Annotated in this window: 17 protein-coding genes; 8 read left to right on the plus strand and 9 right to left on the minus strand. The window is 70.3% G+C overall.

Going from position 1 to position 14031, the window contains the following annotated elements:
- On the plus strand, window positions 1-443 hold a 443-nt coding region (locus tag GH736_RS08000; RefSeq protein WP_203230682.1), incomplete at its 5' end, for an anti-sigma factor.
- Window positions 444-538: 95 nt separating this feature from the next.
- On the opposite strand, the gene GH736_RS08005 is transcribed toward GH736_RS08000, so the two are convergent.
- The 4 genes from GH736_RS08005 to GH736_RS08020 all read right to left on the minus strand — a co-directional run bounded on the left by GH736_RS08005 (window position 539) and on the right by GH736_RS08020 (window position 3089).
- A complete protein-coding gene (locus GH736_RS08005; RefSeq protein WP_159601933.1) occupies window positions 539-757 on the minus strand; it encodes a hypothetical protein in 219 nt (72 codons plus the stop codon).
- Between the two features lie 163 nt (window positions 758-920).
- Window positions 921-1658: an aspartate/glutamate racemase family protein gene (locus tag GH736_RS08010; protein ID WP_159601935.1), complete on the minus strand. Its 738-nt coding sequence runs from the start codon at window positions 1656-1658 to the stop codon at window positions 921-923.
- 87 nt (window positions 1659-1745) lie between these two features.
- Window positions 1746-2216, minus strand: a complete 471-nt coding sequence (locus GH736_RS08015) for an anthrone oxygenase family protein (RefSeq protein WP_235933889.1) — start codon at window positions 2214-2216, stop codon at window positions 1746-1748.
- A 15-nt stretch (window positions 2217-2231) separates the two neighbouring features.
- Window positions 2232-3089: an NmrA family NAD(P)-binding protein gene (locus GH736_RS08020; RefSeq protein ID WP_159601937.1), complete on the minus strand. Its 858-nt coding sequence runs from the start codon at window positions 3087-3089 to the stop codon at window positions 2232-2234.
- Between the two features lie 145 nt (window positions 3090-3234).
- Between GH736_RS08020 and GH736_RS08025 the strand changes: the two genes are divergently transcribed.
- The gene (locus GH736_RS08025) at window positions 3235-4203 is read left to right on the plus strand and encodes an AraC family transcriptional regulator (RefSeq protein ID WP_159601939.1); all 969 of its coding nucleotides are present in this window, start codon (window positions 3235-3237) and stop codon (window positions 4201-4203) included.
- Window positions 4204-4285: 82 nt separating this feature from the next.
- On the opposite strand, the gene dinB is transcribed toward GH736_RS08025, so the two are convergent.
- Window positions 4286-5482 carry a DNA polymerase IV gene (gene dinB / locus GH736_RS08030; protein ID WP_159601941.1) on the minus strand — a complete coding sequence of 399 codons (1197 nt, stop codon included), beginning with the start codon at window positions 5480-5482 and terminating at the stop codon, window positions 4286-4288.
- Window positions 5483-5840: 358 nt separating this feature from the next.
- Here dinB and GH736_RS08035 point away from each other — a divergent pair, with 358 nt between their 5' ends.
- The 5 genes from GH736_RS08035 to GH736_RS08055 all read left to right on the plus strand — a co-directional run bounded on the left by GH736_RS08035 (window position 5841) and on the right by GH736_RS08055 (window position 10793).
- Window positions 5841-6542, plus strand: coding sequence for a TMEM175 family protein (locus GH736_RS08035; RefSeq protein ID WP_235933890.1), 702 nt, complete (start codon window positions 5841-5843; stop codon window positions 6540-6542).
- 229 nt (window positions 6543-6771) lie between these two features.
- Window positions 6772-7002: a YkvA family protein gene (locus tag GH736_RS08040; protein ID WP_159601943.1), complete on the plus strand. Its 231-nt coding sequence runs from the start codon at window positions 6772-6774 to the stop codon at window positions 7000-7002.
- Between the two features lie 330 nt (window positions 7003-7332).
- Complete coding sequence (locus tag GH736_RS08045) at window positions 7333-7542, plus strand: heavy-metal-associated domain-containing protein (protein ID WP_159601945.1); 210 nt, start codon at window positions 7333-7335, stop codon at window positions 7540-7542.
- Between the two features lie 41 nt (window positions 7543-7583).
- Window positions 7584-8507 carry a heavy-metal-associated domain-containing protein gene (locus GH736_RS08050; protein WP_235933891.1) on the plus strand — a complete coding sequence of 308 codons (924 nt, stop codon included), beginning with the start codon at window positions 7584-7586 and terminating at the stop codon, window positions 8505-8507.
- A gap of 3 nt (window positions 8508-8510) precedes the next feature.
- The gene (locus GH736_RS08055; RefSeq protein ID WP_235933892.1) at window positions 8511-10793 is read left to right on the plus strand and encodes a heavy metal translocating P-type ATPase; all 2283 of its coding nucleotides are present in this window, start codon (window positions 8511-8513) and stop codon (window positions 10791-10793) included.
- A 48-nt stretch (window positions 10794-10841) separates the two neighbouring features.
- Here GH736_RS08055 and GH736_RS08060 read toward each other — a convergent pair whose 3' ends face one another.
- Genes GH736_RS08060 through GH736_RS08075 form a run of 4 tightly spaced genes read right to left on the minus strand, consistent with a single transcriptional unit; the run spans window position 10842 to window position 13416 of the window.
- On the minus strand, window positions 10842-11702 hold the full coding sequence (locus GH736_RS08060; protein WP_159601949.1) for an alpha/beta fold hydrolase: 861 nt from the start codon (window positions 11700-11702) through the stop codon (window positions 10842-10844).
- Window positions 11699-12202, minus strand: coding sequence for an SRPBCC family protein (locus GH736_RS08065; protein WP_159601951.1), 504 nt, complete (start codon window positions 12200-12202; stop codon window positions 11699-11701). Before GH736_RS08065 ends, GH736_RS08060 begins: the two co-directional genes overlap by 4 nt.
- Entirely contained in the window at window positions 12199-12516 is a 318-nt protein-coding gene (locus GH736_RS08070) for an ArsR/SmtB family transcription factor (RefSeq protein ID WP_159601953.1), read from the minus strand. Before GH736_RS08070 ends, GH736_RS08065 begins: the two co-directional genes overlap by 4 nt.
- Window positions 12517-12549: 33 nt before the next feature.
- Entirely contained in the window at window positions 12550-13416 is an 867-nt protein-coding gene (locus GH736_RS08075; protein ID WP_159601955.1) for a sigma-70 family RNA polymerase sigma factor, read from the minus strand.
- 77 nt (window positions 13417-13493) lie between these two features.
- On the opposite strand from GH736_RS08075, the gene GH736_RS08080 reads away from it, so the two are divergent.
- Window positions 13494-14031 (plus strand): SDR family oxidoreductase (locus tag GH736_RS08080; protein WP_159601957.1); only part of this gene is annotated, 538 nt, incomplete at its 3' end.

Consider the following 14031-nt stretch of genomic DNA (forward strand, 5'->3'; position numbering starts at 1 on the left):
CGCGTTGGTGGCCCGTTGCCGCAGCCGCGGCCGCGGTGGGCATCGTGGCCGGGATCGCCATCGGCGTCGGCGCGAGCGGCGGGTTCGGTTCCCGGCCCGCGTCCCAGACGATCGTCGCCACCGCCTCGCTCGACGCCTTCCCCGGCTGGTCGGCCACCGGATCGGCGCAGTTGGAGGAGGGCGATGACGGCGTCCGGTCGATCGTCGTCGACCTCGATGCGGAGGTCCCAGCGACCGACGTGCGCGAGGTCTGGCTGATCCGATCCGACGCCTCGGGCCTGGTGAGCCTGGGATTGCTGGAAGGGGCGTCGGGCCGGTTCGTGGTGCCCGACGGCATCGACCTCGATGAGTTCACCCTGGTCGACGTGTCGGCGGAACCCGTCGACGGCGATCCGGCGCACTCGGGCGATTCGATCGTGCGCGGCGAGCTGCGGCGAGCCTGAGTTCACGCGGACCCGGCACGGTTCGGCCGCGCCCACGAGTCGGCGGCTCGGAACGAGGTCCCGAGCCGCCGATCGCAGGGCTGAGCGTCAGGTGCTCAGTCGCCGCAGATACCCCTGGCGGTCGCGTTCTTGCCCTGGCCGCCCAGCGCCTGGACGACGTCTCCGACGTTCGTGAATCCGAGGGCGCCTTCGGTGTTGATGGTCTTGTGCACCTGGCCGAAGCAGGCAGCGTCGGCAGGCGCGGCGTGGGCAGTGCCGGCGACGCCGAGCGTGGCGAGAGCGACGATGAATCCGGTGGCGAGAATGCGCTTCATTGGACTTTCCCTTCTGTCGGCGGGTGCGGGATCACCCGACACTATGTACTTCCCTTCTCGACGCGGGTTCGGATGCACGTCGTCGCGAATTCTTCGTTCCGCCGCTGGTCGAAGGGTGTCGGATGAGGCGCACGCGCGTGGGGCGCACGTGTCGGCTCCGCGATCAGATGAAGCCGTGGTAGGAGTGACGCACGACGCTCGAATGAATCCAGTCGATGAGCGAGAGATAGTCCCACACCGGAAGGCCGGTGGCATCCTGGATCTGCTTGGCGTATGGGGGCATGTCACTGCATTCGAGCAGCAGGGCGCCGATCTCGGGGTGGTCGGTCGCCAGCCGCACGGCAGCGCTGACGACCTCTTCTCGCACCTGGTCGAGGTCCATCCAGCCCTGGTCCTCGAGGATCGCGCCGCGGAACCCGGGGCTGTGCTCCATGCCGGCCACCACGATCGGCGCGTCCTCGCGGATACCCACCGCCGTCAGCATCCGCTGGTCGAGACTGCTCTGCTTCGCGCAGAGGATGCCCAACTGCTGGTGAGGCTGCAGTGCACCGAGCACCATCGGAACCTGACACAGGCTGGACAGGAACACCGGGACCGGCAGTGCCTCGGCGAGCTCGCGTTGGAAGCGGGCGAAGTATCCGCACGCACCCACGATTGCGCGGCAGCCGTCGCCGACGAGCTCTCGCGCGGCGGCGAGGACGGGTTCGAGCAGGGTCGGGTCGCCCCCGATGAGTCGAGGACTGTCGGCGCCCTCGACGACCTTGAACCGGACCGGGTAGTCGTACGTCGACGCGTTCGCGACGTTGCCCGGGATGATGGGATATCCGGTGTTCAGCAGCAGGATCCCGACCGCGTGCCCAGCCATCATCTGGGCAGCGGGCTGGTGGATGATCGTCCCCATGCTGCTCCTCACCTCATGTCGACCGTGACCGATGAAGCCTGACCCACGGTACAACGGGTGATGTACGAGTGTGTGCGCGCGGACGGATCAGATGATCGCGAGGAGGGCGAGCGCGGCGGTGCTGGTGGCCGTTCGCACGTGGTTCCAACGGTTCCATCGGATCTCGAAGTCGTCGCGTGCCTTCCGCAGCTGCACGTCACCGGTCGGTGCCGCTGCGAGCCGGTTGTTCAGCGGCACGTTGACGAGCACCGTCACGGCGAAGGAGAGCAGGGAGAGCACGAGAGCCGGCACCAGGCCTGCCAGCGCCTCCCGTCGAGCACCATCGAGATGCAACGCCGCGGCCGCAGCAGTCGCGATGGGGGCACCCAGGAACACCAGGAGGAACAGGACGTTGACGATGCTCCGGTTGATGGCGCGGAACGCCGTCACGTACGCACGGTCGTCGACCCGGCGCAGGCCCGGCGCCACCCCGCGGCTGAAGGCGAAGAACACTCCGGCGAGGAGTCCGTTGCCGACCGTTGCGCCGACGAGCACCGCTTCTGGAATGACGTGCATCATGCCCTCGCGCGTCGATCAGGCGGCGAGGAGGCCGGCGATCGTGGCCTCGATGGGAGTCTCGACGCGCACCGCGCGATCCCCGCGCGGCGCCAGCATGCCCCGCTCGTCGGCGCGAGCGAGCTCGGCGAGGCTCTCGGCCACATGGGGGCGGAAGCCGGCGTCGATCAGCGCGGGCGCCCACGCATCCTCGGGCAGCACGACGACCTCGAGCTCACGTCCCAGCGCCGCACCGAGGACCGTGGCGACCTCCCGTTCGGAGTACGCGGGCCCGACCACGTCGATCGATGTGCTCGCGACATCCGGCGACACGAGCGCCCGAGCGGCAGTGGCACCGAGATCGCGCGTCGCCACCATCGGAAGCGGGACGTCGGCCGACGCCGCGAACACCGGATAGACCCCGGCCCGTGCGGCCGCGATGAGGTCGCCGACCTTCTCCTGGAAGTGCCCCGACCGGAGCGCCGTGAGCACGGTGCCCGTCGCCTGCAGCGCCTGTTCCATTCGGTGCAGGCCCGCGATGGGGCCGGTGCCGTGCGGAAGGTCGGCGCCGCCCGCGGAGAGCATGACGACGTGCGAGATGCCGCTGTCCGCGACCGCGCCGGCGACCGACGACGTGACCGCGTCCGCGTATGCGTCGAGGTCGTCGACCGTGAGATCGAACGGCAGGAGGACGAAGAGACCGTCGCACCCGGTGATCGCGTCGCGCAGGGCGGCACGGTCACCGAGATCGACGACGCGGGCCTCGGCGCCTTGCCGCATCCATTCCCCTCCGCGTTCGCGGTCTCGAACGAGAACCCGCACCTCCGCTCCGTTCTCCAGCAGGTGACGCGCCGTTGCTGCTCCGACACGTCCCGTCGCCCCAGCCACTGCATACATGGTGTCGCTCCACTTCCTTGATGTTGTTCGGTGATCCGACGGTACGGACGTCAGGCTGGCGAAACCATGCTGGTATGTCCCCAGTTCTTGTCCATTCGTCCAGTCGAGCAGGACGCGATAGCGGCATCTCCGGCATGATCGAGACATGGATGCGACACCGTGGGAGGGCCGAGACCGCATCGCCCGGGTCCTGCAGACGCTGCGGATGCGCGGGGTCTTCTACTGCCGGTCCGAACTCACCGAGCCATGGGGGCTGGAGATGCCGGCGATCCCCGACTCGGTGAGCTTCCACGTGCCGACGGTCGGATCGTGCTGGCTCCGCGTCGACGGCGTCGACCCCGTCGAACTGCGCGTCGGCGACCTCGCACTCGTGCCGCATGGCCGTGGACATGACATCATGAGCGCGCCCGGCATCGCGCCCTCACCGCGGGTCGATCGACTTCCACAGCAGTACATCGGGCCCCACTACTCGGTGCTCCGGCACGGCGGCGGCGGGCGGGCGACACAGCTGATCTGCGGAATCGTCGCGTTCGACGACCCCGCCGCCCGACAGCTCGTCCGCGGCCTGCCCAGCGTGCTGACGGTGCGCGCCGATGAGCCCGCGATGGCGTCGTCGGTCCGTGACACGCTGCGCCTGATGGCCGACGAGCTGACCCGCGCGCAGCCCGGCGCGGAGGCCGTCGCCACGAGACTGTCCGACATCCTCGTCGTGCAGGCCATGCGCGCCTGGCTCGCGCACGATCCGACCGCGCGCGATGGCTGGCTGCTGGCGCTGCAGGACGATCGGGTCGGCACCGCGCTCGAGGTGATGCATGCCGAACCCGGCCGCGACTGGAACCTCGAGCAGCTCGCGCGCACCGCCACGATGTCGAGGTCGGCGTTCAGCGCCCGCTTCACCGGCATGGTGGGCGAAGCACCCATGGCCTACCTCACTCGCTGGCGCATGAACCTCGCGGCGAACCGGCTGCGCGATGATCGCGCGACGGTCGCACAGGTCGCAGCCGAAGTCGGCTACCAGTCCGAGGCCGCCTTCACCCGCGCGTTCGCCCGCACCATCGGACAGACGCCGGGCGCGATGCGCCGGCAGGCGATGTCGGAGGCGAACCCCAGCTGAGTCCGAGGTCCGCCCATCCGGCGCATCACTCGAGCGGTGAGGGGACGCTGCCGCGAGGAAGACTCCGCATCGTCGATCGTTCTCACTCGTGTTCGGGCAGCAGCGGCGATGACCAGCCCGGGTCGCGACCGAGTTGCGCAGCTCGCGCGACCGACGCCGCGCCGAAGCGATCACGCACGGCGTCCAGCACGGTGTCGAGGCGCACTCCGTCGTCCCAGTCGATCGGCAGCTCCGGCTGGAGGCCGTCGGCGCGCGCCAGTTGCGACAGCGAGACACCGATCAGGGTGATGCCGCGCTCGGCGATCTCAGGCTGCGCGCCGGCGAGCAGCCCTCGCGCGATGGCGAGCAGCACGGCGGTGCGGTCGGACGGGGATCGGAGGGTGCGCGACCGCGTGGCCTTCGCGAAGTCGCCGTAGCGAAGGCGCAGCACGACCGTGCGACACACCCGGTCCCCATCGCGGAGACGCCGGGCGAGGCGATCGACGAGCTGGGTGAGGATGAGGTCCAGTTCCTCGGGCGGGCGGGGCCGGCTGCCGAGGGCGCGCTGCGAACCGATGGAGCTGCGACGCCGCGTGGTGTCGACCGGGCGCGGGTCACGGAGCCGGGCCAGCGCGTGCAGATGCGCGCCGGTCGCCTTGCCGAGCAGCCTCTCGGCGGTCGCTGCTTCCAGTTCGGCCAGTTGCCCGACGGTGCGAATGCCGAGCCGATGCAGCTTCTCGGCGGTGACCGCACCGACTCCCCACAACCGTTCCACCGGCAGCGGGAGCAGGAACTCCTGTTCTCGCTCGGGCTCGACCACCAGCAGCCCGTCGGGCTTGCTGACCGCGCTCGCGACCTTGGCGAGGAACTTGGTCCGTGCGATCCCGACCGAGATCGCCAACCCGACCTCTGCACGGACCCGCTCGCGTAGTCGCACCGCGATCTGCTCGGGCGTGCCCGAGATGCGTCGGAGCCCCCCGACTTCCAGAAACGCCTCGTCGATGGAAAGCCCCTCCACGAGCGGCGTCGTGTCTCGGAAGATGGCGAACACGGCTCGGCTGGCGGCCGAGTACGCCTCCATCCGTGGCGGGACGACCACCGCATCGGGGCACAGGTCGCGCGCCTCCCGGCCTCCCATCGCGGTGCGCACTCCACGGGCCTTCGCCTCGTAACTCGCCGCCAGCACGACACCGCCGCCGACGATGACCGGCCGGCCGCGCAGCTCAGGCGCGTCACGCTGCTCGACCGAGGCGTAGAACGCGTCGAGGTCCGCGTGCACCACGGTCGCCGCGCCGCGCATCCCGCCCTCCCTCCGATGGTCCGTCCCGCCGATCGTTGCATGCACCGGGGACACAGGGACGCTCGGTCCCTGCGAAGCCAGATCTGCTGAAGCGGCTCGAGTTGGCCGAACGATGGGAGATGAAGCGCGCGCGCACCCGTGCTCCGGACGGACCGGTCGTCCGAACACCGTGCGCCATCGTCGCGGGCTCCGACGAGCAGGTGCCGGAGATCAGCGAACGACGGAAGCGGACTTTACTCCGGTCGTCGGCGCCTGTGAAGGCCCTGCGTCGATCGGTCGCCGCGCGCCTATCGTGGCGGCGTTCGATGCCAAGGGCCAGCCTTGGTGAGTTCGACGCCGCGAGAACACGAGGGGGCGCATGCGAATGCGCGGAAACAAGGCCACCCGTTCGGACACCAGCCGTGCGGTGGCCTTCAGCGACGCGATCATCGCGATCGTCATCACGCTCCTCGTGCTCGATCTCAGGCCGCCTGAGGCGGAGCCCGGCGGCCTGCTCGATGCCCTGCTGGGCGAGTGGCCGACCTACTTGGCGTATGCGGCCTCGTACACGTATCTGGCCGTGATCTGGTTGAACCACAAGGCCGCCTTCGCCCGCATCCAGGAGATGGACCGGGGCCTGCAGTGGGCGAATCTGGGCATCCTCGCGACGCTCGCGCTGGTGCCGTGGCCGACAGCGGTGATCGCCGAAACGGCGAGGACGGGGAACCTGGCGGACGAGCGGGTCGCCGTCGCCCTCTACGCGATCGTCGGGGCCCTGCTGTGCCTGTCATGGCTGGTGTTCTTCTCCCACTTGGCGCGGCATCCCGACCTCACCAAGGAGGAGGTGGACGATTCGTACTTCGCGCGCGAGCGCCCGCGCGCTCTCGTCGGGGTCGTGCTGTACCTGGCAGCGGGAACGGCGGGGGTCCTCATCCACCCGTTGGTGGCTTCGGTGATCTTCCTCTTCCTGCCCGCCTTCTACGGCCTCACCAGCCACGGGATCGACCAGGGGCCCGCCCTTCTCCGCGGCGGCGACGACGACCACGACGACAGAAGCGACGACTCCCGAGAAGGCGGCTGACCAGCCGCCGTCGGGCCATCACCAGCTCCGTCCCGGCGAGCAGTTCGCGCGCGGATCCGAGGTGGACTGCGAACCGGGCCCACCGGGCGCGACTTCTCGCCGCGCCCGTGTCAAGTCCCTGCCCCAGGGGCTCCTCGCGCGCCCCGGCAACGTGGTGATCCGTCAGCTCTGGGACACCGGATCAGGGGAGTCCTGCCCGTGCGGGCGTGTGATGCCGCACACTGGAGGTATGTGGTGGAGGTTTCTCAAGGCGATCAAGGATCGCGAGCACCGTATCGCGCCCACGACGTGGGTCGCCGGCATTGCCGCTGCTGTCTACGCGTTCGCGCCGATCGATCTGATCCCGGAGCTCGTGCTCGGCCCATTGGGATTCGCGGACGACCTCGGCATGTGGGCCGTCTTCGCAGTGCTCTTCGCACGCGAGCAACGGCGGTGGCAGGCCGGCCTCGGATCAACGTAAGCGTCGTCTCGCTCTGCGTCGGCCAAGGCGTGCAGCAGAGCAGCCCCGCCGAAGAGGGACGCGCTGCTGGGTGGTGCGATCGCTCAGAGCGCCTTGCCATTGACGAACACGCTGATCGCACCGTTCCGCGACACGCCGGTGGCTGCGCGGCGAGGCCACCCGTGAGACGACACAGGAGCCGCTCACTTCGACCCTCGAACACGTCCTGCGCAGATTCGGGGCGCCGGAATCGCCGAAGGGGCGCGGGCGTCCTGTGTGAGAAATACCCGTTGGGGTATGGCTATACTTGCTCCGAGGGTACCCAGAGGGGGTATCGGGAATGGACGAGAGATGACCACGACCGAGTACCAGGTGAGCGGCATGACGTGCGGACACTGCGAGATGTCCGTCCGAGAGGAGGTCGCCCAGATCGCCGGCGTCGGCCAGATCGAGGTCAGCGCGCGCACGGGCAGGCTCGTCGTCACCGCCGACCGGCCGGTGGCTGATGACGCCGTGGTCGCAGCAGTGGGCGAGGCCGGGTACTCCGCGGTCCGCGTCTGATGCACGCGGCCGGGCGACTTGGCCTATACGCCGCCGGCCTGGTGATCGCCTTCGTCGGCGCGTACGGCATCTCCGCAGCGCTCGTCCCGGACGGGGCCGACACGGTCGGTGTCGTCGCGGACGAAGCCGAGGCGGCCCGAGACGGGGGAGGGGCGATGGGTGACCACACGGCGATGACGGACGGCTCGGAGCGCGCGTCGCTTCAGGGCGTCTCGATGTCCGCCCACGGGTACGCCCTCTCGGCCGTCGCCTCGCCGGCGTCGACCGATGAGCCGGGGGAGCTGGCCTTCCGGATCCTCACGACCGGTGGCGAACCGCTGACCGACTTCGCGGTGTCGCACGAGAAGAGACTGCACCTGATCGTGGTGCGTGGCGATGGGGCGCTGTTCCGTCACGTGCACCCGACGCTGGACACGACGACGGGCACGTGGTCTCTGCCCTGGCAGTGGGACGGCGCGGGAACCTACCGGGTGTACGCCGACTTCACGCCGGGCGATGGAACAGCCGAAGGCGTCGTGTTGACCCGCACCGTCCACGTCGCCGGCGAGCTCGCCCCCGTTCCCGCCGAGCCCACCCGTTCCGCGATCGTCGACGACTTCGCCGTGTCCATCACGGGCGACCTGGTTGCCGGCACTGCGAGCGAGCTGACCGTCTCGATCGCTCACGGGAACGAGCCGGTCACCGAGCTGGAGCCCTACCTGGGGGCCTTCGGGCACCTGGTCGCACTCCGCGACGGCGACCTCGCGTACCTGCACGTCCACCCCCAGGGCGAGGATCCTCGACCCGGAGGCACCTCCGGTCCCGACGTCTCGTTCACGGTCGAAGCGCCCACCACCGGTCGCTACCTGCTGTACTTCGACTTCCAGATCGACGGGCAGGTGCGCACCGCCGCGTTCGTCGTCGACACCGAGTCCGGTGCCCGCAGCACGTCCACCAGCCACGACGGTACGAGTGAAGGAAGGTAGCCGATGACCATGACGGCCGCCGCCGGTCCCGGTTCCAGCGTGGAGCTGCAGATCGGTGGAATGACGTGCGCCTCGTGTGCGATGCGCATCGAGAAGAAGCTGAACAAGCTCGATGGAGTCACCGCGACGGTCAACTACGCCACCGAGAAGGCGAGGGTGATCGTTCCGGCCGAGTACGACCCAGCCGTGTTGATCGCGGAGGTCGAGCGGGCCGGCTACCGCGCCGCCCTGCCCGCGCCCACGAAGGCGATCAGCGAGACGGCGGGCGAGGCGGGGACGGACCCCGAGTCGGCGTCCTTGCGACAGCGGTTGGCCATCTCGATCGTGCTCACCGTCCCGGTCGTCGCGATGGCGATGATCCCTGCCCTGCAGTTCAACTCGTGGCAGTGGGCATCGCTGGCCCTGGCGGCGCCCGTGGTCGTCTGGGCAGCGTTCCCGTTCCACAGGGCGGCGTGGATGAACCTGCGACACGGCACCGCCACGATGGACACGCTCGTCTCGATGGGTACTGCCGCGGCGTTCCTGTGGTCGTTGTACGCGCTCTTCTTCGGCACCGCCGGTGCGCCCGGCATGACGCATGGCTTCGAGTTCTCGCTCGCGCCCGCCGACGGCTCGGCGAACATCTACCTGGAGGTCGCGGCCGGTGTGACGGTGTTCATCCTCGCCGGTCGCTACTTCGAGAAGCGATCCAAGCGACAGGCCGGTGCGGCCCTCCGGGCTCTCCTCGAGCTGGGCGCGAAGCACGTCTCCCTGCTCCGCGGCGCGGTCGAGACGAAGATCCCCGTCGAGGACCTGCAGGTCGGCGACGAGTTCATCGTTCGCCCGGGGGAGAAGATCGCCACGGACGGCATCGTCGTCAACGGCAGCTCCGCGGTCGACGCGTCCATGCTCACCGGCGAATCCGTCCCGGTCGAGGTCCGCGAAGGCGATCCGGTGACCGGCGCGACGATGAACGCGGGCGGGCGACTGGTGGTGCGCGCGACCCGCGTCGGCTCGGACACCCAACTCGCACAGATGGCCAGGCTCGTGGTGGATGCCCAGACCGGCAAGGCCGAGGTGCAGCGCCTCGCCGACCGGATCTCGGGCGTGTTCGTCCCCGTCGTCGTCGTCGTAGCCGTCGCCGCGCTCGGTGCGTGGCTTGGCGCCGGCTTCCCCGCATCAGTCGCGTTCACCGCTGCGGTCGCGGTGCTGGTCATCGCATGCCCGTGCGCCCTGGGCCTTGCCACCCCGACCGCCCTGTTGGTCGGCACCGGACGCGGGGCGCAGCTCGGCATCCTGATCAAGGGCCCCGAGGTGCTGGAGTCCACCCGCACGATCGACACCATCGTGCTGGACAAGACCGGCACCGTGACCACCGGCAGGATGTCGCTGGTGGACGTGGTCGCCGAACCCGGAGTCGACGTCCACGAACTGCTCCGCCTCGCCGGCGCGGTGGAGGACGCCTCCGAGCATCCAGTCGCCCAGGCGATCGCGAAGGCCGCGACCCGACAGGCCGGCACCCTTCCGGCAGTGGAGAACTTCGCGAACATCGAAGGCAACGGCGTGCAGGGCGTCGTCGACGGCCACGGGGTGCTCGTCGGCCGCGAGAAGCTGCTGGCCGACTGGGGTCAGCAGCTCAGCGCCGAGGTGGCAGACGCCAAGCTGCGGGCGGAACGAGAGGGCAAGACCGTCGTCGTCGTCAGCTGGGACGGGCGTGCTCGCGGTGTCCTCGTGGTCGCCGACACCGTCAAGCCCACCAGTGCCGAAGCCATCGGCCGGATGAAGGCCATCGGGCTGACGCCGGTGCTCCTCACGGGCGACAACGCGGCCGTCGCCCGTCGCATCGCCGACGAGGTCGGCATCGAGCGGGTCATCGCCGAGGTCCTTCCCGCCGGGAAGGTCGACGTGGTCGCCGGCCTGCAGCGTCAGGGGAGAATCGTCGCGATGGTCGGCGATGGCGTCAACGACGCCGCCGCCCTCGCGCAGGCCGATCTCGGGCTCGCGATGGGAACCGGCACGGACGTCGCCATCGAGGCATCGGACATCACCCTCGTCCGCGGCGATCTCGGCAGCGCCGTCGACGCGATCCTCCTCTCGCGAACCACGCTCCGGACGATCAAGACGAACCTGTTCTGGGCGTTCGCCTACAACGTCGTCGCCATTCCCGTCGCAGCCCTCGGTCTCCTCAACCCGATGCTCGCCGGCGCCACCATGGCGCTCTCCAGCGTCTTCGTGGTCGGCAACAGCCTCCGACTGCGCGGATTCGGGCGCGCCGCCCGAGGTGTTGGTGCGCGTCCTCGACCATGACCGAACGACGAGGCCTCGTCGAGTGGCATGCCGCTCCGGCCTGCTCGCTCAGCGGCGCCCGAACCGAGCGATCATCCGTCCCGCGAGCGTGGCCGGCGACATCATGGGCGTGCCGTGATGGCCGCCCTCGAGCACCTCGAACTCGATCGACGGCACCACCTCGGCGAGCGACCGCGCGGCGGCATGGAAGAACGGCTCGCTTCGCGACCCGACCATGACGACGCCGGATGCCGCGAGGTCCTTCCAGCGATCGGCGGGGAGCGGCCGACCGTCCTGCAGGCCCTCGAGCACGGCGAAGTCGTAGCGAACGGTCGGCACGATGCGCTTCGCCCTCCGCCACATCGGCGTGACGCGCATCATCGCCACGAAGGCGGCCGGTACGCCCACCGCCTCCGTGAAGAACGAAGCGGATGCCGCGCCGGTCCGTCCGGCCGCGACGTCCGCGGCGATCCGACCGGGCAGGTCGTGGGGCACCGGTGCCCTGCTGTCGTCGACGATGAACGGCGGCTCGTAGAGGACGAGCCCCGTCACGGCGTCACCGAGGCGAGCGGCAGCCTCGAGCGCGAGGACCGCTCCTGACGAGCTGCCGAAGAGGATGGCCCGGCCGCCGTGCGCCGCGATGACCGCAGCCACATCGGCGACCTCGTTCGCGACATCCGTGCCCGTCGGATCGGCGTCCCCGCTGTCGCCCCGCCCACGCCGGTCGTACCCCACGACCGTGAAGTGCGGCGCGAGCGCCGTCGTGAGCTTGGCGGAGTCACGGCGGGTCGCCATGGCGGGATCGACGAGCACGACGACCGGGCCGGTGCCGACGGCCTCGGTGGCCAGGCTCGTGCCGTCGGCCGAGAGGACGGTCGAGGTCGTGGAGCGGGCGGCGGCGTTCACGCCGCTGGCGCGTGTGCTGCTCATGATGCGATTCCCTTCGCGAGATGACGGTCGAGGCGGTCGAATCCCCCTCTCCACCCCTCCACCATGCCCATCGCGGCGACGCGCTCGAGGCGGGCGATGGAGGGGAAACTGGTGTGCAGGACGAGCCGGGTGCGGCCGGGGTCGAGCCCGAAGAACTCCACCGTCACGGCCTGCGACTCGGGGTCGAGGTCGGCGCCCGTGGCATCCGAGAAGCCCTCGACGTAGGCGAGCACGGCGTGATCGATGACCTCGCTGTAGATCGCGCGGATCCACACCTCGGGCTCGCCGCCGCCGACCAGGCCCATGCCGAAGTGCCAGAGCCCGCCCGGACGCACGTCGAGCGAGCGCACGGTCGTCGCCCAGCCCTCGGGCCCCCACCACGCCTCGAGCTCCTCGGCGACGGTCCACGAACGCCACACCCGATCGGGAGCAGCGCCGAGTTCGCGCTCGAGGGTGATCTCGCGCCGCTCGAGGTCCTTGACCATCCGAAGGGCGGTCATGGCGACTCCTCGCTGCCGCGCAGGTGGGCGTCGAGACGGTCGAGACGGCTGCCCCAGACCGCGGCGAAGGAGTCGAGCCATCCGTCGATCTCCTGGAAGGGAGCCGCTTCGAGGTCGTAGATCCGACGCTGGGCGTCGACGCGCGCGGCGACCATGCCGGCTTCGCTCAGGACGCGCAGGTGCTTGGACACCAGCGGCTGGCGCAGGGCGAGCGTGTCGGCGATCTCACCGACGGAGCGCGGCCCGGTGTCGCGCAGCAGCTCGACGATGGCGAGCCGGTTCGGCTCGGAGAGTGCGTTCAGCGTTTCGATCACGAGGCATAGTATCACTCAGCAGTAATATAACTGTCAAGAGATAAACGACACCGCGACGTCCTCGAGTCGGGCGGGATCCGCGAGCACGTCGAGCCCGACGACCCGGTCACCCTCGAGCTCGAACGCCATGATCGACACGACACGCCCGTGCATGACGGCCGCGACGCCGGGCCGACCGTCGATGAGCACGGGGGTGGAGTGCGCGGCCAGCCGCCCGGCGAGCACCGCCTGTCCGGCGATGGCCTGGGCACCCTCGACCAGTTGCACGGTGGTGCCGTAGTCCGCGCGCAACACCGCGCCGTCGTCGAGCAGTTCCAGCAGCGCCCGCACGTCGCCGTCCCGCGCCGCGATGAGCCAGGCATCGACGATGCGCCGGCCGCGGTCGCGATCCGGACGAGCCGGGCTCTCGGCGCCGCGCACCCGGCGCCGTGCCCGGGACGCCAGCTGGCGCGCCGCTTCGGGGGAACGGTCCAGCACGTCGGCCACCTCGTCGAACGAGCGACCGAACACGTCGTGCAGCACGAGCGCGATCCGCTCGGCAGGGCTGAGGGTTTCGAGCAGCACCAGTAGCGCCACGCTCACCTGCTCGCTCTGCGCCACGAGCTCGGCCGGATCGGCTTCGAGGGCCACGGGTTCGTCCCGCCACGGCTCGACCTGCCACGAGTGCTCGCGCTTCCGACGTGGGGCGCGGAGCAGGTCGAGGCTCACACGCGAGACCACGGTCGTCAGCCAGGCGTCGAGGTTCTCGATGCCGTCGACGTCCACGCGCTCGAGTCGGAGCCAGGTCTCCTGCACCGCATCATCGGCGTCCGCGGGGGAGCCGAGCAGTCGTGTCGCGATCGCGTGCAGGCGGGGCCGTTCCGTCTCGAACCGGCGGGCCAACGTGATTCGGTCGGTCATGTCACATCTCCTCGGGGTCGTTCGTCGTGATGTCGACGAGGGAATGCCCTCGGTTGTGACACGGGAGGAACACCATCATGAACGCACCTCTGCTCGTGACGGGCGGCACCGGCAACATCGGCCGCCGCGTCGTGCCACTGCTTCGCGAGGCCGGCCGCGACCTCCGCATCCTCACCCGCCACCCCCGTGAGGCGGCGCCCGGCATCCATCATGTCGAAGGCGACACCGTCGCCGGACGCGGACTCGCCGCCGCACTGGACGGCGCAGAGGTCGTGCTCCACCTCGCCGGCGGTGCGAAGGGCGACGATGTCGCGGCGCGGAACCTCGCCGCTGCGGCTCGCGATGCCGGCGTGCGGCACCTCATCCTGATCTCGGTGATCGGCGCCGACCGGATGCCGATCGGCTACTTCCGCGCCAAGGCGGAGGCGGAGCGGGCGATCGCCGGATCCGGCGTGCCGTGGTCGGTGCTCCGCGCCGCCCAGCTCCACGACTTCGTCCTCCCGGTGGTGGGCGGCATGGCGAAGCTGCCCCTCCTTCCGGTGCCCGGCGGCCTCCGGTTCGAGCCCGTCGACGTCGGCGAGGTCGCCGCGCGCCTCGCCGAGGTCGCACTCGGCC

This window comes from Agromyces humi (assembly GCF_009720255.1).
GTDB lineage: Bacteria > Actinomycetota > Actinomycetes > Actinomycetales > Microbacteriaceae > Agromyces > Agromyces humi.